At 45.9% G+C, this 18,378-nt stretch carries 16 protein-coding genes, 1 pseudogene and 1 other annotated feature; of the genes and pseudogenes, 3 read left to right on the forward strand and 14 right to left on the reverse strand.

What is annotated here, in order from left to right:
* Positions 1–70: 70 nt before the first annotated feature.
* The 10 genes from tig to ilvE form a co-directional block, all read right to left on the reverse strand.
* Positions 71–1,345 carry a trigger factor gene (gene tig / locus NSQ39_RS13300; protein WP_046132045.1) on the reverse strand — a complete coding sequence of 425 codons (1,275 nt, stop codon included), beginning with the start codon at positions 1,343–1,345 and terminating at the stop codon, positions 71–73.
* 229 nt (positions 1,346–1,574) lie between these two features.
* A complete protein-coding gene (gene ddcA, locus NSQ39_RS13305) occupies positions 1,575–2,582 on the reverse strand; it encodes a DNA damage checkpoint antagonist DdcA (protein WP_175075677.1) in 1,008 nt (335 codons plus the stop codon).
* Positions 2,583–2,704: 122 nt separating this feature from the next.
* Positions 2,705–3,304 carry a 3-isopropylmalate dehydratase small subunit gene (gene leuD, locus NSQ39_RS13310; RefSeq protein WP_046132043.1) on the reverse strand — a complete coding sequence of 200 codons (600 nt, stop codon included), beginning with the start codon at positions 3,302–3,304 and terminating at the stop codon, positions 2,705–2,707.
* A 12-nt stretch (positions 3,305–3,316) separates the two neighbouring features.
* The gene (gene leuC, locus NSQ39_RS13315) at positions 3,317–4,732 is read right to left on the reverse strand and encodes a 3-isopropylmalate dehydratase large subunit (protein ID WP_175075678.1); all 1,416 of its coding nucleotides are present in this window, start codon (positions 4,730–4,732) and stop codon (positions 3,317–3,319) included.
* A gap of 33 nt (positions 4,733–4,765) precedes the next feature.
* Positions 4,766–5,878 carry a 3-isopropylmalate dehydrogenase gene (gene leuB / locus NSQ39_RS13320; RefSeq protein WP_046132041.1) on the reverse strand — a complete coding sequence of 371 codons (1,113 nt, stop codon included), beginning with the start codon at positions 5,876–5,878 and terminating at the stop codon, positions 4,766–4,768.
* A gap of 27 nt (positions 5,879–5,905) precedes the next feature.
* Entirely contained in the window at positions 5,906–7,462 is a 1,557-nt protein-coding gene (locus NSQ39_RS13325) for a 2-isopropylmalate synthase (RefSeq protein WP_341015355.1), read from the reverse strand.
* Entirely contained in the window at positions 7,449–8,477 is a 1,029-nt protein-coding gene (ilvC, locus tag NSQ39_RS13330; RefSeq protein ID WP_046132039.1) for a ketol-acid reductoisomerase, read from the reverse strand. The genes NSQ39_RS13325 and ilvC overlap by 14 nt, the downstream gene beginning before the upstream one ends.
* Positions 8,478–8,508: 31 nt before the next feature.
* Positions 8,509–9,027, reverse strand: coding sequence for an acetolactate synthase small subunit (ilvN, locus tag NSQ39_RS13335; RefSeq protein ID WP_046132038.1), 519 nt, complete (start codon positions 9,025–9,027; stop codon positions 8,509–8,511).
* Positions 9,024–10,748, reverse strand: coding sequence for an acetolactate synthase large subunit (gene ilvB, locus NSQ39_RS13340; protein ID WP_175075680.1), 1,725 nt, complete (start codon positions 10,746–10,748; stop codon positions 9,024–9,026). The genes ilvN and ilvB overlap by 4 nt, the downstream gene beginning before the upstream one ends.
* Before the next feature lie 144 nt (positions 10,749–10,892).
* Positions 10,893–11,150 (reverse strand) — a binding site (T-box leader).
* A 4-nt stretch (positions 11,151–11,154) separates the two neighbouring features.
* A complete protein-coding gene (gene ilvE / locus NSQ39_RS13345; protein WP_175075681.1) occupies positions 11,155–12,069 on the reverse strand; it encodes a branched-chain-amino-acid transaminase in 915 nt (304 codons plus the stop codon).
* 456 nt (positions 12,070–12,525) lie between these two features.
* Between ilvE and NSQ39_RS13350 the strand changes: the two genes are divergently transcribed.
* Entirely contained in the window at positions 12,526–12,813 is a 288-nt protein-coding gene (locus NSQ39_RS13350; protein ID WP_175075682.1) for a hypothetical protein, read from the forward strand.
* A gap of 19 nt (positions 12,814–12,832) precedes the next feature.
* Here NSQ39_RS13350 and gdhA read toward each other — a convergent pair whose 3' ends face one another.
* Positions 12,833–14,215 carry an NADP-specific glutamate dehydrogenase gene (gdhA, locus tag NSQ39_RS13355; RefSeq protein WP_173427508.1) on the reverse strand — a complete coding sequence of 461 codons (1,383 nt, stop codon included), beginning with the start codon at positions 14,213–14,215 and terminating at the stop codon, positions 12,833–12,835.
* Between the two features lie 475 nt (positions 14,216–14,690).
* Between gdhA and NSQ39_RS13360 the strand changes: the two genes are divergently transcribed.
* Together NSQ39_RS13360 and NSQ39_RS13365 are read left to right on the forward strand one after the other, a co-directional pair.
* Positions 14,691–14,882 (forward strand): hypothetical protein, encoded by a 192-nt coding sequence (locus NSQ39_RS13360; RefSeq protein ID WP_175075683.1) that lies wholly within the window; start codon positions 14,691–14,693, stop codon positions 14,880–14,882.
* Positions 14,883–15,043: 161 nt separating this feature from the next.
* Positions 15,044–15,577: a GNAT family N-acetyltransferase gene (locus tag NSQ39_RS13365; protein WP_175075684.1), complete on the forward strand. Its 534-nt coding sequence runs from the start codon at positions 15,044–15,046 to the stop codon at positions 15,575–15,577.
* Positions 15,578–16,646: 1,069 nt separating this feature from the next.
* Here NSQ39_RS13365 and NSQ39_RS13370 read toward each other — a convergent pair.
* From NSQ39_RS13370 to NSQ39_RS13380, 3 genes and pseudogenes are all read right to left on the reverse strand, one after another.
* On the reverse strand, positions 16,647–16,877 hold the full coding sequence (locus tag NSQ39_RS13370) for a hypothetical protein (RefSeq protein WP_341015363.1): 231 nt from the start codon (positions 16,875–16,877) through the stop codon (positions 16,647–16,649).
* 106 nt (positions 16,878–16,983) lie between these two features.
* Positions 16,984–17,268 (reverse strand): annotated as a pseudogene (locus tag NSQ39_RS13375) (sigma factor-like helix-turn-helix DNA-binding protein); the annotation flags it as partial.
* A 70-nt stretch (positions 17,269–17,338) separates the two neighbouring features.
* Complete coding sequence (locus NSQ39_RS13380) at positions 17,339–18,253, reverse strand: hypothetical protein (protein WP_175075685.1); 915 nt, start codon at positions 18,251–18,253, stop codon at positions 17,339–17,341.
* Positions 18,254–18,378 lie beyond the last annotated feature (125 nt).

Here is an 18,378-nt window from a genome sequence, read left to right on the forward strand (position 1 = left end):
TCAAAATTGTATAAAACAAGGCACGAAACACTCGCGCCCTGTTTTATATAAACTATGATTATGAAACATATTAACGGTTTTCTACAAGAAAATCAATTGCTTTGCGAATTTTTAAATCCTCTTTCATGCCGTCTGTAGAACCGATCGCTTGTTTGATGTTTTCAACAGGCATGTTATACGCTTCAGCCATTTTAGAAAGCTCTTCTTCGACTTCCTCGTCAGAAACTTGAAGGTCTTCGGCTTTTGCGATGGCTTCAAGCGTCAAGTTTGATTTTACGCGTTTTTCGGCATCTTCTTTCATTTGCTCTTTCAGCGCGTTTTCATCCTGGCCTGAGAATTGGAAGTAAAGATCAAGGTTCATGCCTTGCATTTGCAGACGCTGTTCGAATTCTTTCATCATGCGGTCAAGCTCTGTATCGATCATCGCTTGAGGAATGTCGATCTCAGCATTTTCAGAAGCCTTTAAAACAAGCTCCTCGCGCAATTTTGCATCCGCTTCGTTTTCTTTCGCTTCTTCAAGGCGTTTTTTCGTTTTCTCAGTCAGTTCGGCAAGCGTTTCGACTTCTTCATCGACGTCTTTCGCGAACTCGTCATCAAGCTCAGGAAGCTCTTTCGCCTTGATTTCATGAATTTTCACTTTGAAGACGGCTGGTTTGCCGGCCAATTCTTCAGCATGATATTCTTCAGGGAATGTGACTTCAACGTCTTTTTCGGCGCCGGCTTCCAGTCCGACAAGCTGGTCTTCAAAGCCCGGAATGAAAGAGCCTGAACCGACTTCCAGAGAATAGTTCTCCGCTTTTCCGCCTTCAAAAGCTTCGCCGTCAACGAATCCTTCGAAATCAAGAACAACGGTGTCTCCTTCTTCCACTTTTCCGTCTTCTTTGACGACAAGCTCTGCCTGGCGCTCTTGAAGAGACTTCAGTTCGTTTTGTACGTCTTCATCCGTTACGGCAGTATCGTCTTTTTCAACGCCGAGCCCTTTGTATTCGCCAAGCTTCACTTCAGGTTTAACCGTTACTTTCGCAGTAAAGATCAGGTTCTCGCCTTTTTCGATTTTTTCAACGTCGATTTCCGGACGGTCAACAGGCTCAATACCCGCTTCTTCAACCGCTTTCGGATATTCGACAGGAAGCAGGATGTCCAGTGCGTCCTGATAAAGCGCTTCAACACCGAAACGCTGCTCAAACAAGCCGCGCGGCACTTTTCCTTTACGGAATCCAGGAATGGATACTTGCTTCACTACTTTTTTGAATGCATCATCAAGGGCTTTATTAAAGGTATCAGCATCAACCTCAACCGTTAAAACGCCTTCGTTTCCTTCTTGCTTTTCCCATTTTACTGACATGTGTTTCCCTCCAAAATCTATTCAGGTTGTGTCGGTTTTCCATTTTAAAACAAGCACGCGGCTTCGTCCATCAAAACATTGATCCTGCCGTCAGCTTAGTTCTTCCTCATGAGCCATCATTATGTATGCAAAGATAAATAATGAATTTATAGCGGCAAACGGAACAATCGCCTTCCGTTTCATAAATGCAACCACTTTATTATAACACAATGCCTGCTGCTTTCAACATTTACAAGTAAGAAATTTCTTCTATGTCTTTGATCATCGCGCACGCTTCTTCAAGCTGTCCGTCATTGAAATCATAGAGAATGTGAAGCTCGCTTTTGTCAATGTCGATGCCGTGCATTTCATATCCGACCTTATGAAGCGCGGCGGCCCAAAGCTCGCGGTTCGAGTATTTCGGCTGAAACGGATACAGCACATAGAGATGCCTGCGCCACAATTCTTCAACCGCCTGATACAGCGAGGGATTCTCATTTCCGAGCGTATCGTCAAGGACGTTCAGGACGTGTTTTAAAATCGGCATGTCATCAGGCTTGACCGTTTCTTTCGGATTGATTGTCATCGATTCGCCAAATTTTGTGACGAGCGTCGGTTTTTCATAGTCCGACTCGGCCAGGAGCTGAAGGATCATCGTCTTTACGACCGGATGCCCGTTCGGATGCTGCAGGATCGTTTTCAATAAACCGGCGTATTTCGAGAGATTCCGGTCTTTCAGCGCATGGACCAGCTTCACCTGCTCTCCGGTGTCGTTTAAAACTTTCTCACGGTCGTAGCCCTCGGCGTCTGACGGATCCTCCATGATGTCCTCCGCCTCCGGCTCTTCGGTCATCTTACGGCTGAATTCGAGCAGTTTATAAAACTGTTCAGCGCTTTCGGGGGGCAGCTTGTTTTCCTCAAGAACGGCTTCGATCGTTTCCTTTACTTTATCATACTGTCTAAGCTGAATTAAAATCGTCATATAGACCTGTAAAACCGTAAAATAGTGACCCTGGCCCTCCTTGAGCATTTTTTCGCAGATGCCCCTCGCTTCTTCAAGCTCGCCGATTTCCAGAAAGCATATTGCCATTCCGAGATAAATGTCAGATTCCTCTTCATCGTAATTCCTCGCCTCTGAAAACAGCCGCAGTGCTTCATGGTAATTTTTTTCTTTTAGGGCGGACATCCCTTTATGCACTAACCGCTCTTTCACGTTAGGGAACGGGATGATCTTTGAATTTTTCTTGTCACGCTTCATGCTTAAGTTCCTTTCAGGCACTTATTTTTATCAAGTGTACCAACCCGGCCCGCTAAACACAAGAAAGAACCGTTTCTGCCCCTTTCAGCAAAAAAAGCTTCCGAAAAAATCGGACAGCTTTTTTAAACTTGCAGCCAGGGGCTTCTCTGTTTTTCAAATTGTTCAATCTCATCTTCCAATAGCAGCGTTAATGAGATTTCGTCATAGCCGTTCAAAAGCATTTCCTTCCAGTGCGGATCAACGTCGAATGCAATCTGCTTCCCGCCGTGATCCGTAATCGTCTGCTTTTCGAGGTCGACTGTCAAAGGCAGCGACTGATGTTCATAATGTGCAGCAAGCTCCTTCCACGTGTCATAAGGAAGGCGGATCGGCAGCATCCCGTTTTTAAAGCAGTTTTGATGAAAAATGTCGGCAAACGACGGCGCGATGATGATTTTAAAGCCGTAATCGTTCAAAGCCCACGGCGCATGCTCCCTCGAGGAGCCGCAGCCGAAGTTTTCACCAGCGATTAAAATCGATGCCCCTTCATATTCGGGCCGGTTGAGCTCGAATTCCGGATTCGGCGCACCGTCCTCCAAATACCGCCAGTCAAAGAATGCGAAGCGGCCGTAGCCCGTTCTTTCGATCCGTTTCAGGAATTGTTTCGGTATGATTTGATCCGTGTCTACATTAATTCTGTTTAATACCGCCGCTTTTCCGGTATGCGTTTTTAAAGGCTCCATCTTTTCACTCCTTTACACGACTGTTTTTTCTTTAAAGTGCTTTCTGACATCGACAAAACGGCCGAAAATCGCAGCCATCGCCGCCATTGCAGGACTGACGAGGTGCGTTCTTGCTCCCTTGCCCTGCCTTCCTTCAAAATTCCGGTTTGACGTGGAGGCGCAGCGCTCTCCTTCCGGAACGACGTCGTTATTCATGCTCAGGCACATGCTGCATCCCGATTCTCTCCATTCGAAGCCGGCCTCGGTAAAGATCTCATGAAGGCCTTCTTTTTCCGCCTGGATTTTGACGCTTTGCGAACCGGGAACAACGATCGCCCTGACGCCGTCGGCGACCTTTTGCCCTTTGATTATCTCGGCCGCCTGACGGAGATCCGTCAGCCGCGAGTTCGTGCATGAGCCGATAAACACGTGCTCAATCGTAATATCTTCGATTTTTTTATATGGTTCAAGTCCCATATATTCATAGGCCCGCAGCGCTTCTTTTTTATCGTCTTCCTCGAACGCCTCAGGGCCCGGAATGGCTTCATCAACCGGCAGAACCATTCCCGGATTGATGCCCCATGTCACCATCGGGGAAATCTCATTGCCGTCCAGAACAATCGTCCGGTCGTATACAGCTCCCGGATCGGTCCTCAGACTCTCCCATTCCTCGACGGCCTTTTCAAACGCCGCGCCTTTTGGCGCATATTTTTTCGTTTTAATATATTCAAACGTCGTTTCATCAGGTGCGATAAGCCCAGCCCTTGCCCCGGCTTCGATCGACATGTTGCAGACGGTCATCCGTTCATCCATCGACATGTTTCGGAACACTTCTCCCGTATATTCAATGACATAGCCGGCGCCGAATTTAACACCGTACTTTCCGATGATGGCAAGGATCACGTCTTTTGCTGTGACGCCTTTTTGCAGTGTGCCGTCAACGCGGATTTCAAGCGTTTTCGGTTTTTGCTGCCAAAGCGTCTGCGTTGAAAGCACATGCTCGACTTCGCTCGTTCCGATTCCGAATGCAAGCGCGCCGAACGCTCCGTGCGTTGACGTATGGCTGTCGCCGCAGACAATCGTTTTTCCCGGCAGCGTTAAACCGAGCTCAGGTCCAATGACATGGACGATTCCCTGATCAGGGCTCGACAGGTCGGCAAGGCGGATGCCGAATTCTGCGCAATTTCGTTCAAGCGCGCTGACCTGCCGTTTTGCGACTTCATCATGAATCTCAAACCGGTTCACGGTCGGGATGTTATGATCCATCGTGGCAAACGTATTCTCAGGCCTTCTCACCTTTCTTTTCTTTTGTCTCAGACCTTCAAAGGCCTGGGGTGAAGTGACCTCATGGATTAAATGCAGATCGATGTATAAAAGGTCGGGCTTTCCCTCTCCTTTTTTAACGACATGCTGATCCCAAATTTTTTCGATGATCGTTCGAGGCGTCATCTTGTTTCCTCCCTCTACCAATATCCGTTTTCCTTAAACGTAAGCGGTCATGATGTTCGAAATGGCGTTGTCATCTGCCAGTGCTGCTTTAACCTCTCCCGTGATCGCCTTTGTCGTACAATGCTCTCCGCCTTTTGCAAGATCCTTTGTTCTTTTTCCGGACTGAAGCACTTGATCAACGGCGATTTCAACGGCTTTCGCTTCCGTTTCAAGGCCGAATGACGTGCGGAGCATCATCGCCGCCGACAAAATGGCTGCAAGCGGATTGGCGACGTTTTGTCCCGCGATGTCAGGAGCTGACCCGTGAACAGGCTCATACAGATGGAGGCCTGAGCTTGATAAGCTGGCCGACGGCAGCATGCCGAGCGATCCCGTCAGCATCGAAGCTTCATCGCTTAAAATATCGCCGAACATGTTTTCAGTGACGACGATGTCAAATTGACCCGGATGATAGATGAGCTGCATCGCGGCATTGTCGACGAGCATATGCTCAAGCTTCACGTCAGGAAATTCTTGAGCGACTTCTTCGGCCGTCTTTCTCCACAGCTTGCTTGATTCAAGAACGTTCGCTTTATCGACGGATGTGACTTTTCCTTTGCGTCCCTTTGCCATTCGGAAAGCTTCCCTGATGACCCGTTCCATTTCGGATTTTTTATAGAACAGCGTGTCAACGGCTTCTTCCTCGCCGTTTTCATTGACGTACTGCCTGCTCGGCTTTCCGAAATATAGACCGCCCGTCAGCTCGCGGACGATGACAAAGTCAACGCCTTTAATATATTCCTTTTTTAAAGGAGAGGCTTCGGCAAGGCTTTCAAACACTTTGACAGGTCTCAAGTTAGCGAAAAGATCGAGCTGTTTGCGAATGGCGAGGAGCCCTTTTTCCGGTCTCAGGTCAGAAGGATTTTGATCCCATTTCGGTCCTCCTACGGCTCCGAGCAAAATGGCGTCAGCTCCTTGGCAGACGGCGACCGTTTCCTTCGGCAGCGGCACACCCGCCTCATCGATGGCAGCTCCGCCGATCAGACCGTATTCAAATTCGAAATCATGCTGATAATGCTCGGCAACGCTTTTCAGAACGTCTACCGCCGCTTCCAGCACCTCGGGGCCGATTCCGTCACCTGGCAAAAGTGCGATTCGTTTTTTCACGTTAAACAAACTCCTTCCTTTTCACTGTCATGATCCTACAGCCGCTTCCTTTAGCAAGCCTTCCGCATTCGTTTGGTAAACGAGAAGGCGGTTCACCGCATTTACATACGCTTTTGCCGAAGCTTCAAGCACATCCTGCGCGACTCCGCGGCCGCCTGATTCTTTTCCGTCGATCAACACCCTGACATACACCTGGGCAAATGCGTCCTGCCCTTTGCGGTTGGATTGAATCCGGTAGTCTAAGAGCTGGATTTCTTTATCCATACAGCGCTTCAGCGTATTATAGACCGCTTCAACGCTGCCCGCTCCCGTCGCCGCTTCCTGAATGACCTGATCCGTCTTTTGGTCCTTCAACGAAACCGTCGCCGTCGGAACTTGCGATGTGCCGTAATGGACTTGAAGCGACACCAAATCGTAGCCGATTTTGCGGTCTGTCGCTTTTTCTTCAAGGATAAGAGAAATCAGATCTTCATCTGTAAATTCTTTTTTCTTTCCTGTCAGCTCTTTAAATATGTTGAAAAACTTATTGATCTCCTCTTCCGCAAACTGGAATCCGAGCTTTTGCAGCTTATCTTTAAACGCATGGCGCCCTGAATGCTTTCCGAGCACAAGCGCGTCTGCCTTGACGCCGACAAGCTCCGGCGAAATGATTTCGTACGTTGTTTTTTCTTTTAGGAAACCGTCCTGATGGATGCCTGATTCGTGTGCGAAAGCGTTGTCGCCGACAACCGCTTTGTTGCGCGGAACGGCCATTCCAGTCAGCTTGCTCACCAAATCACTTGTCCGTTTAATTTCATTCAATTGAATCGTAGACTCCGCCTGGTAAAAATCCTTCCGAATATGGAGAGCAACGGCAATTTCTTCAAGAGACGCATTCCCCGCTCTTTCGCCAATGCCGTTGATTACCGATTCCACTTGGTCAGCGCCGTTTTCAATGGCGGCCAGAGAGTTGGCGACGGCCATTCCCAAATCATCGTGGCAATGGGCTGAAAGCTTGACCCTGTCTGCATTGCGGACATTTTCCTTGATGTAGCGGAAAATGTTTCCGTACTCGGCAGGCGCCAAATACCCCACCGTGTCCGGAAGATTGATGACATCCGCACCGGCTTCGATTACCCGGCTCACGATTTCGGCTAAAAACGCCAGATCCGTACGGCACGCATCTTCTGCCGACCATTGCACGACCGGAAATTTCCGCTTCGCGTATTTAACCATTGCCACCGCCTGTTCCAGCACTTGCTCCCGCGTTTTTTTCAGCTTATATTTCAAATGGATGTCAGAGGTCGCAATAAAGACATGCAGCCGCGGTTCAGCCCCGTTTTTCAGCGCCTCCCAGGCCGAATCGATATCCCCTTTGACAGAACGGGCAAGCCCTGTTACCGAACAGTTTTTAATCGTTTGCGCGATTTCCTTTACAGCGTAGAAATCCCCGGGGGATGAAGCGGGAAAACCCGCTTCCATAATATTGACCCCGAGTTTTTCCAGCTGCCGGGCGATCGCCAGCTTCTCCTGCGTGTTTAAATTGACGCCTGGTGACTGCTCGCCATCGCGGAGTGTCGTATCAAAAAAGTTAATTTTTCGCACCGGCTACCACCGCTTCCTTCTTTTTGCCCTGTTTGACAAACGGCATCATTTCGCGAAGCTTTCTGCCGACCACTTCGATTTCATGCTCATTTTCTCTTGCATTGATGGCGTTAAAGCGCGGGCGGTTTACTTGGTTTTCAACGATCCATTCTTTCGCGAACGTTCCGTTTTGGATGTCTTTCAATACTTCTTTCATAGAAGCTTTGACATTTTCATCGACAACGCGCGGACCTGATACGAAATCTCCCCATTGCGCCGTGTCGGAAATGGAGTATCTCATGCCTGCCAAGCCTTCTTCATACATCAGGTCTACGATCAGCTTCAGCTCGTGCAGACACTCAAAGTATGCGAGTTCCGGCTGGTATCCTGCTTCTGTCAGCGTTTCAAAGCCGGCTTTGACCAGGGATGTCAGTCCTCCGCACAGAACCGCCTGTTCCCCGAATAAGTCTGTTTCAGTTTCTTCTTTAAATGTTGTTTCAAGCACTCCTGCTCTCGCACCACCGATCGCTTTCGCATATGCAAGCGCCTTGTCTTTCGCTTCACCTGATACATCCTGATAAATCGCGAACAGCGCCGGCACTCCTGCGCCCTGCTCGAACGTTCTTCTGACGAGATGTCCCGGTCCTTTAGGAGCGACGAGGAATACGTCAACGTCTGCCGGAGGAACGATTTGATGGAAATGAACGTTGAAACCGTGTGCGAAAACGAGCGAATTGCCGGCTTGAAGCTCATCTTTAATCTCGGCTTCATACACTTTTTGCTGCTGTTCATCAGGAAGCAGAACCATGACGATATCAGCCTGTGCCGCCGCTTCTTTTACAGTAAATACTTGATGGCCGTCTTCTTCCGCTTTCGTGAACGATTTTCCTTTTCTGACGCCGACAATGACGTCGACTCCGCTTTCTTTCAGGTTCAGCGCATGCGCATGGCCTTGTGAACCGTATCCGATAACCGCCACTTTTTTTCCTGCCAATACGTTTTCTTTAATATCCTCGTTGTAATATACTTTTACCATTTCAATCTCTCCCTTTTTTTGTTTTTAAGATTTATACAATAGATATTGTTTTAATAGAGGCCGGCTTTTGCTGAGTACCTCTTGCAAAAGCCGTTGTGCCTGTTCTGGCAACCTCTTTAACCCCGTATGGCTTCAGCAGTTCAATAAGCGCTTCGATTTTGCTTGATTCGCCTGTGACCTGAATGACGACGCTGTCCTTGGCGACGTCGACCACTGTGGCACGGAACGGCTCGATCACGCCGTTGATTTCCGCTCTGCTCGAAGGAGGGGAGACGACCCTGATTAAAGCCAGCTCCCTTTGGACGATGGATTGATTCGTAATGTCCGTGACTTTTAATACATCAATCTGCTTATTTAGCTGTTTTGTCAGCTGTTCGGTTTCTTTTTCATCTTCCACATGAACGACGAACGTAATTCTGGAGATGCCCTCTGTTTCGGTGTGTCCCACCGTAATGCTTTCAATGTTGTAGTGCCGTTTTGTAAACAGCCCCGTGATCCTGTTTAAGACGCCGGATTGATTCAGTACCGTGAGCGTAATGATTCTTTTCAAGGTTTCACCCCCACCATTTCATGAAGCCCTTTTCCAGGTGCAACCATCGGAAATACCTTTTCATCTCTTGCGACCTGAACGTCGATGACCATCGGTTCATTCGATGTCAAAGCAGCTTCGAGCTTTTCTTTCGCTTCCTCTTCAGATGTAATTCGGACGCCTTTGATGCCGTAAGCTTCAGAAAGCTTGATAAAATCGGGCTGCGACGAAAATTTCGAATGGGAATAGCGTTCATCATAAAAGATTTCCTGCCACTGCCGAACCATGCCGAGACAGTGGTTGTTTAACACGACGACTTTGATCGGAAGGTTGAGGTCGTGGATGACCGCCAGCTCCTGAAGGGTCATTTGAAATCCTCCGTCTCCGAGGAGGGCGACAACCGTTGCATCTTTCTCCGCAAGCTGCGCCCCGATTGCTGCCGGGAGCCCGAATCCCATCGTGCCGAGACCGCCTGAGGTCACCCATCTGTCGGCTTTTTTGAACGGATAGAACTGTGCGGCCCACATTTGATGCTGACCGACGTCTGTTGTCACAATGGCTTCGCCCCTCGTATATTTATGGATGTACTCGATCAGCTTCTGCGGCTTAAAGCCTTCGGCTGCATTCTCTTCATACCAGAGAGGATATTCGCTTTTCCAGCCGGCAAGCTGTTGTTTCCATTCATCAGAAGCGCTCGGTTTGCCGTTTTGCTTGATCAGTTCCGTTAAGACGAGCTTGCTGTCTCCGACGACAGGAATGTGCGTGTGGACGTTTTTGCCGATTTCGGCCGGATCAATGTCAATATGGGCGACTTTCGCGTATTTGGCGAAATGTTTCAAATTCCCTGTAACCCTGTCATCGAACCTCGCCCCGATGCTGATTAATAAATCACATTCATACAGCGCCATGTTCGCGGCATATGTCCCGTGCATTCCTGCCATTCCAAGGAAAAGCGGATGGTCGGCCGGAAAACCTCCGAGCCCGAGCAGCGTGTGCGCAACCGGAATCTGCTGCTGTTCGACATAATTTTTTAATTCTTCCGACGCTTTCCCGTGCAAAACGCCGGCTCCGGCTAAAATAACCGGCTTTTTCGCTCCGCTGACCGCTTCCACAAGCTTTCTGACCTGCAGATAATTCGGCTCTTTTGTCGGCTGATAGCCCGGCAAGCGAATGTCATGGTCGTAGCTGAATTCCCCTTCGATTCCGGCGATATCTTTCGGGATGTCGATTAAAACGGGGCCAGGTCTGCCGGTTGTCGCGATGTGGAACGCTTCTTTAATGATTCTCGGCAGGTCTTCAGCCTCCCGGACCTGGTAGCTGTGCTTTGTGATCGGCATCGTAATCCCGATCACATCCGCTTCCTGAAAAGCGTCAGATCCGATGACCGATGTCGCTACCTGACCCGTAAACACGACCAGCGACAATGAATCGATCATTGCATCGGCAAGGCCGGTCACGAGATTGGTCGCCCCCGGCCCCGAGGTGGCGATCACGACGCCCGGCTTCCCGGAAATTCTCGCATACCCTTCCGCCGCATGAATCGCCCCTTGCTCATGGCGCGTCAACACATGAAACATTCCCGATCCGTAAAGTTTGTCATAAATCGGCAGGACAGCCCCGCCAGGATATCCGTAGATCACTTCAACATTTTCCCGCTTTAAAGCTTCAATCAGCATCGACGCCCCAGCCATCGTTTGTGTACATTGGGCATGATCTGCATCCAACTGTACATTCGTCCTCATTTTTCTTCCTCCTTATTTGTTCATCACTCACAACTTCAAGTTTGATTTTGATTTGATCTATATGTGCCGCAAAGCATGCATCCATTATGCCTTTACAGCTAAAAAAGCCTTCCCGCCCACAATGGCGCTGCTTACCTCGCAGGCCAAAGGGGCGAAAAGGCTTTTCTTTCCGCGGTACCACCCTTGTTCACGGCCGTTACGGCCGCCTTATGGATAACTATATCCGCTTTAATAACGAGTGATCGTTTCGGTTCACCCGGCCGGCCCTACTAAATTCTAACGAATCGTTCAAACCTGCACTCAGAGGGGAGTTCGCAAGCGGAGGCCGCCACCGGTTTCCAGCAATCCCGGCTCTCTGCAGACGGCGTTTCCGCTGTTACTTATCCTCTTCTACGTTTATCTTTATTCAGCTGACATTCAAGCTTTGATCGTTAAAGTTTACCTTTTCTCCTTCACGCACAACGCGTTCGCGGAATTTTTCCAGCATCCGGTTTGTATGGACTCCCGGCTTTCCGCTTCCGATCTGCCGGCCGTCCACTTTGACAACCGCGATGACCTCGGCAGCGGTTCCCGTCAAAAACACTTCCTCCGCCGTATATACATCATGGCGGGTAAACGGCTCTTCCTTCACTTCATAGCCGAGCTCTTCGGCGATTTCAATGATCGCATTGCGCGTGATTCCTTCTAGCGCGCCAAGGTATCCCGGCGGCGTCAAAAGCTTTCCGTTTTTATAAATAAAAACATTATCCGCAGAACCTTCGGCAACATAGCCTTGATCATTGAGCATAAGCGCTTCGCTGACCCCGGCCATCCGCGCCTCGATCCGGACAAGAATATTATTTAAATAATTCAGGGATTTTACTTTCGGGCTTAATACATCCGGCCGGTTTCGTCTTGTCGGCACCGTAACGATATCAATTCCCGTTTCATATAAATGTTTTGGGAATATTGCCAATGGTTCGACAATTATGATGACACTGGGAGCTGAACAATTGTTTGGATCGAGTCCGAGATCTCCCGGTCCCCTTGAAACAACCAAGCGGATATAAGCATCTTTGAGCCCGTTTTTCTCTACCGTTTTCAGAACGTGATCCGTCAGCTCTTCCTGCTGATAAGGGATCTCGAGCAGGATGGATTTTGCTGAATCATACAGGCGTTCCATGTGCTCCTTCATTCTGAAGATGTTTCCGTCATACACCCTGATGCCTTCGAACACCCCGTCGCCGTATAAAAAACCGTGATCATAGACTGATATTTTAGCGTCTTCTTTTTTAACGAGTTTGTCGTTTAGGAAGATCCACTGGTCTTTCTGGTCCCCCATCCTTTTCGCACACCTTTCTGTTGTAAATGAACGCGTTACCTGATTAAAAAATCATGATGCGGGAACCCGTTTTCCCGCCGTTATTCTCCGGGAAAATTGAAAAGCTCTAAAGCGATTTGATCTTTTGTTTGAACTCATATTACGCTCCTTTACAAACAGTGTCAACCGTATTTTTTAAAATTATTAGACAATTTAGATTTATCAATCTACTTGTATACGCTTACATGATTGATATAAAAGGAAATTCAAAATTAAAAAATAATTAAAAATTTTTTCTGTAATCTATAAAGATTACACAATGAAAACGAAGTTTTATACTGTTTTGTCATATTTCATGACAGAAAAAATGGAGCCTCCCTGGTTGCCGGATTAGGCTTTTAACCGGCAAACGTGTACAGACTCCTTTTACATACATTTACATAAAGTATTATAAATAAGAAAAGATAGGTGGATGTTATGTACAGCACATTTTCAGCTTTCCCGTATTCTGATCCTGCTTACGAAGGCGGATACCGTCAATATCCAGGGTTTTTCGGATATCCGGGATTCCCGGGATATCCCGGATACTTCTCTGTACCTCAGATGACCTACGTATATACGCCCGGCACTCCAACGACATACTACCCGTATGGTTCTGTTTTAACCGGTCCAACCCCCGCAGGCGCCATCAGCCACCCGGGAGTCATCAGCAGTCCCTCTGTCGGTGCGCATGGATTTAGAGGGGTTGGCGGCGGGTTCAGATAAAGAAGGAACACCCGTTGAATTAAACAACCCCCTGAGCAATCATCGCATCGGCGACCTTGATGAATCCCGCAATGTTGGCTCCTGCCAATAAATCACCAGGGCGTCCGTACTCCCCGGCCGCCTTCATGCTGTTTTGGTAAATGCTTGTCATGATATCGCGCAGCCTGTGATCCGTCTCCTCTGCCGTCCATCGCAGACGGGCGCTGTTTTGCGCCATTTCCAACGCAGAAACGGCGACACCGCCGGCGTTGGCGGCCTTTGCGGGACCGAACAGAATGCCAGAATTCAAAAAGCGCTCGATGGCTTCCTGTTCAGACGGCATGTTCGCCCCTTCCCCGACGGCTTTTACGCCGTTTGCGATCAGCATGTCGGCCGCTTTTTCGTCAATTTCATTTTGGGTCGCGCACGGAAGCGCAATGTCGCAAGGCACGGACCAGATTCCTGAACAGCCTGTGTAATAATGCGCGTCAGGATGTTCATCTACATACTCAGCGATTCTTTTGTTCCCGACTTCTTTCAATCGTTTGACAGTATCAAGATCGATCCCGTTTTTATCGTATACGTATCCGTCAGAATCGCTGCAGGCGACCACTTTTGCACCAAACTGCATCGCTTTTTCCATGGCGTATATCGCTACATTTCCCGATCCCGATACGACGACGGTGCTTCCTTCAAAACTCAGCCCCTTATCCTTCAACATTTCTTCGACAAAGTAGACAAGCCCGTAGCCGGTGGCCTCTGTGCGCGTTAGACTGCCCCCGTATTCAAGGCCTTTCCCCGTCAAAACACCCGCTTCATAAGCGCCGCGTATTTTTTTATACTGCCCGAACATATACCCGACTTCTCTTGCGCCTACGCCAATATCGCCCGCCGGCACGTCTCTGTCTGGTCCGATATATTTATGCAGTTCATTCATGAAGCTCTGCGTAAAACGCATGATTTCCCTGTCTGATTTGCCCTTTGGATCAAAGTCGGATCCGCCCTTTCCGCCTCCGATCGGAAGGCCTGTCAGAGAGTTTTTAAAAATTTGTTCAAAGCCTAAAAATTTAATGATGCTTGCGTTAACGGAAGGGTGGAAACGGATGCCCCCTTTGTACGGGCCGATCGCGCTGTTGAACTGGACGCGGAATCCGCGGTTAACCCGAACCGTCCCCTGATCGTCAACCCACGGAACCCTGAACACAATCATTCGTTCCGGTTCCGCAATTCTCTCAAGTATATTGTGCTCAATATACTTCGGATATTTCGCAAAAACAGGGACAAGCGAATCAAAGATTTCTTTTACCGCTTGAAGAAATTCGCTCTCATGAATATTGCGCTGCCGTACGGTTTCAAACGCTTCTGTCACATAATCTCTCGCCGCTCGCATATTTGTTTCTTCAGCTTTTTCTAGTGTGTGCACCTTTCTTCAGCTCCCTTTTTAAGTTGGATGTCCGATTGAACGTTGGAAGATTTTCTATCATGGTAAATATTACATCTTGGAGGCGTTTCCATCAATCTGGATAACAGATCAAACCATTGCTTGTATGAGATATATGTCTAAAACTGTGAATTGGCGGGTATTTAGGCAGGGCGGTGACGAGCGAAAGGCAAGGCGAAACGGACTATCGCCGTTTCGAAAGTTACTTGATCAAAATAGACGTTTAGGCCAATAAAGCGAGGTTTTGGGTGGGATGCCGGGGGCTTTCAAGTATCAGCTCAAATCACATTTTTTGTTGATCCCGATTTAGAGTCATAAAAAAATGAATTGTTCAGCATAAAATTTTGTTAAAAGTGACAGAGGCTCATTGCGCCGCTTTCATGGGCTGTTTTTTCTTGTGGAACCATTTATGCCCATAGTATCTTTTAAAAGATATGCGATAGGAGGCTTAGATCATTTGAAAAACATTAGAAGGTATTTCAAGAGACACCCCGGAATAGGTTTTACTATAGATTTTGTCGCAACGGCTATTTGTTTAATGATCGCCTATCTGCTTTTACCCGGAATGTTAGGCACCCTCATTGCAGTGGCGGGATTGCTTTCGATCAGAAGCCTATTAGGTACATATTGGTCGGCTCAGGGGGAATAAGCCTCAATATTACAGTAATTTTGCCTATCAATTCCGCAATCTTTATGAAGATCTTCGAACAGTATCCTGATGCGCATCCGGTGCATGGTGAATCGGGTGTTTTGTTTATTAACCTTATAAAAAAACTTATCACAATTAACCAAAAGAACAGGAGACTATAAATGGATATCTTAATAAGACGAGAGCTCACTGAAGATTATAATACGACTGAAGAAATTGTTAAAAAAGCCTTTTTAAATGAGGAATACAGCGACAAGAAAGAACACTTGCTTGTAAATAGGATCAGAAAATCAGATGCATTTATTCCTGAACTTTCATTAGTCGCAGTAAATCAAGACAAAAATATCATCGGTCATGTACTTTTATCAAAAATAAAAATCGCAGATGGCGATAACACTGTTGATTCTCTGGCACTTGCTCCAGTTTCTGTTGCACCTGAGTATCAGAAAAAAGGAATTGGGAGCCGGTTAATTCGTGCTGCCTTAAAAAACGCAAAAGAACTTGGTTATCGTTCAGTCATTGTTTTGGGACATAAAGACTTTTATCCGAAGTTTGGTTTTAAACCGGCTAGCTTATGGAATATACAAGCCCCGTTTGAAGTGCCTGATGAAGTATTTATGGCTCTTGAGTTGACAGATCATTCTCTTGAGCATGTGCGAGGTGTCGTTCATTATTCGAAAGCTTTTTTGGAGTAACAGCGAGGTGAATGATTAAGATTGGAAAGAGGTTGTTTCCAACATCGGTTTATAACATTTTCTATGAACAGCTTCTTTTTTTATGAGGATATAATCAACTCCGAAGGATCCAATTTTTCTTAAATCCCAGCAACTGCAATTCCCACTATTTTTTGAAGAAACCGAAGGTGTGTTACTAAAGTTATTCAGGGAAGATTAGGCCATACACAAATTGATCCTACAAAGCTAATTTAAGCTCATGTAATTGAATAAACTGACCAAAAATCAGCCGACATTTTTTTGAACATAAATCAGCGGGCGGAAATTCAAAACTTAAATCTACTCTCAAAACGCAGTTTCAAACCAAAAACAGACCGAATTGTTCCAGGTAAAAAAACCACGAATCCCTGCATATCAGAAGGTTTGAAGCTTTTCTGCTGTGACGTCCCATGTAAGAGGTAAACTCCTGACCGACGGCTGAAAAGGCCGTTGACCCTAGAAACACTACAGGACATTACCTCCTCCGCTATATCATCACCCCACCCTTTTGCTTTCTATAGGAACTAAAAATACCTAATTGGGAGTGAATCTGCTCCCAATTTTCTATTGTATTCATTTCCTTGAAAATAGAACATTTGCTTCCTTCTAAGAAGACGATGATTACTTGCAAGATCGGGAACAATTAAATGAACAGCTATGATGTGCCGGAGCATGTCAGGTTGCTTCGAGAGTTAAAAACCAAACAAAAGAGTGAAAAGGCCCGTTCTTAATATGAACCAAATAGAAGAAGACATAGGAATAATATGTGAAGCGATGGAGTATAATTCAAAAGTTCAGTTCTCATTGTTTTTAAAGCCGCTGCTCATTTTAAATGAGGAAGATTCCGGAGAGATTATTCAGGTCGAGAGGCTTACCTATTTCATAAATTTGCAACGCAAGCTTTTCCGTGTCGTGTATTCAAAAGGAGTTTCAACTCTTATAAAATTTCAGGATGCTATGAGCTTAGAAAAGAAGTAAGCCCCTTCTCAAAATGAAAGGGCCGCTCTCCTCATATGGCCGATACTTTTTTCGGCCAGCTTCATTTCATGTTTTATTCAGCCTTTTTAGCTGAATACTCATTTACTTCAAACGTAAAAATATTGCTAAAGATTATATGATCTTTTCTGTTATCAAACGGTCCTTTGTTATTTTCGTGCTTATCGATTGCATACCTCTCAGGACCTGTACCAGCAGCTTTTTGATCATACCACGAAATAAATTTATTAATCTCTTCCATTGTAAGATCGAACTCTTTTTCAAGACCAGTTGTCATTGTTACCACTAGAATTGCTCGTTTACCTTGTGTGTCTTGTGTTGGTTCATCTGAAGTTTGTGGAACTTCTCCATTTCCTGTAGAATCATCAGACGGTGTATCAACAGAATAATTAGAGCGTTTCCTTCGGGAGAAACTTGGAGAAAAAGCCGTGAGTCACAGCATTCTGATTTCCCTTTGCTGCTGTGCCGCCTTTGTTCCCCAAAGCGTTTATATTGCTGGGTGGCGCGCCTACTTTTTTGTGTGCACACTTTTTTCAGGGACACTTTTTTCATTCCCAATCGTGCCGCCTTTTCCATGACTTGATGGTGTTCACTGACACCCCGTGCTTTTCGGCAAGTTCCTTGTATTTCATTCCTTTGACATAATCTTTTTGTGCTTGAATGTGCTTTTCGGCCATCTACATTCACCCGCCGCCCCCTTCTGATTTGTGTTTGTTTTGAAAATAAAAAAAGCACCCCGATGGATGCCTAAGATTCATTAAACTTACTGTCAATATCTTTTATAATAGTTCTAAGTTCCACAATGTCTTTCTCTTCGTTCGATTCAAGAAGAAAGCAGTCTGCCTTATCCGGAGAAATAAACATTATTTCAAGATTTTCTTTTGAGTCATTTAACGTACACATATTCCAGTTAAGAGCTAACTTCTTTTTAACCTCTCTTATATCACTAGTCAATTTTTCAACTTTTTTTAATTTTTCTTCATAAGCTTGTTGAGTGATTAGATGTAGTCTAGAAGTATTTCTTAAAGAAAGTCTCCTTAAGAATAAACTGACACCCACTACTAAAACTATAAAGGAAAATGCTTGAAAAAAGAATCCAACAGTATCATAATACACCATGTTAAATATTGGTCTTATATATCTTTCTAACTGATTATTATCTGGATTCGTAAGATCAAAGAAAGCAAAAAAAGACATAGTAGGATTAGACTCTGATGCTTTTATATATTCTTGTTGAATACCAAAAGCAGTTAAACTAAAGATAAATGTAAAGAGCGGAACTACAAAAGATACAACTCCAGTAAAGAAAGGCAAAAAAAACAAATTAACAAATGTGACACGTGATAAGAAATTCTCTTTCCTCTTAAATTCATCTTCTGTTGCAATTTTAATCATTTTTAAATCATCTATACTATGTTTATTTATTAACCAACTCTTTATGGTTTTCATTCTGCGTATGCTTAATACATCAATTATATGAAATTTCGAGAAAAACTTTAGCAAACCTTCCTGAGAGCTTTCCCTAGTATTTTTTAAAATATAATGTTTAATTATAAGTTCATTTTTTTCTATTACACTTTTCTTAAAAAGAATCCCCAAGAATATCAGTATAAAATACGGAAGTAAGAATGCGACTAAATTTTGCAGTAATAAATATCTCATTGAAAATTGACCGCCTGAAGCCTATATTACAACATAAAAAAAATAGAGAAAATAAGCAATTAGACTTCCCATCGAATATTTATGAGTTCTAAATAAAAAGATGTCCTTGCTAATTAATTGCAAGT

Source organism: Bacillus sp. FSL W8-0848, from assembly GCF_038007805.1.
Lineage (GTDB): Bacteria > Bacillota > Bacilli > Bacillales > Bacillaceae > Bacillus > Bacillus glycinifermentans.

What these genes read in the sequence shown, in the direction of transcription:
- tig (WP_046132045.1), bottom strand. Translation starts at nt 1,345, where the DNA reads ATGTCAGTAAAATGGGAAAAGCAAGAAGGAAACGAAGGCGTTTTAACG.
- ddcA (WP_175075677.1), bottom strand. Translation starts at nt 2,582, where the DNA reads ATGAAGCGTGACAAGAAAAATTCAAAGATCATCCCGTTCCCTAACGTG.
- leuD (WP_046132043.1), bottom strand. Translation starts at nt 3,304, where the DNA reads ATGGAGCCTTTAAAAACGCATACCGGAAAAGCGGCGGTATTAAACAGA.
- leuC (WP_175075678.1), bottom strand. Translation starts at nt 4,732, where the DNA reads ATGACGCCTCGAACGATCATCGAAAAAATTTGGGATCAGCATGTCGTT.
- ilvC (WP_046132039.1), bottom strand. Translation starts at nt 8,477, where the DNA reads ATGGTAAAAGTATATTACAACGAGGATATTAAAGAAAACGTATTGGCA.
- ilvB (WP_175075680.1), bottom strand. Translation starts at nt 10,748, where the DNA reads ATGAGGACGAATGTACAGTTGGATGCAGATCATGCCCAATGTACACAA.
- ilvE (WP_175075681.1), bottom strand. Translation starts at nt 12,069, where the DNA reads ATGGGGGACCAGAAAGACCAGTGGATCTTCCTAAACGACAAACTCGTT.
- NSQ39_RS13350 (WP_175075682.1), top strand. Translation starts at nt 12,526, where the DNA reads ATGTACAGCACATTTTCAGCTTTCCCGTATTCTGATCCTGCTTACGAA.
- NSQ39_RS13365 (WP_175075684.1), top strand. Translation starts at nt 15,044, where the DNA reads ATGGATATCTTAATAAGACGAGAGCTCACTGAAGATTATAATACGACT.
- NSQ39_RS13380 (WP_175075685.1), bottom strand. Translation starts at nt 18,253, where the DNA reads ATGAGATATTTATTACTGCAAAATTTAGTCGCATTCTTACTTCCGTAT.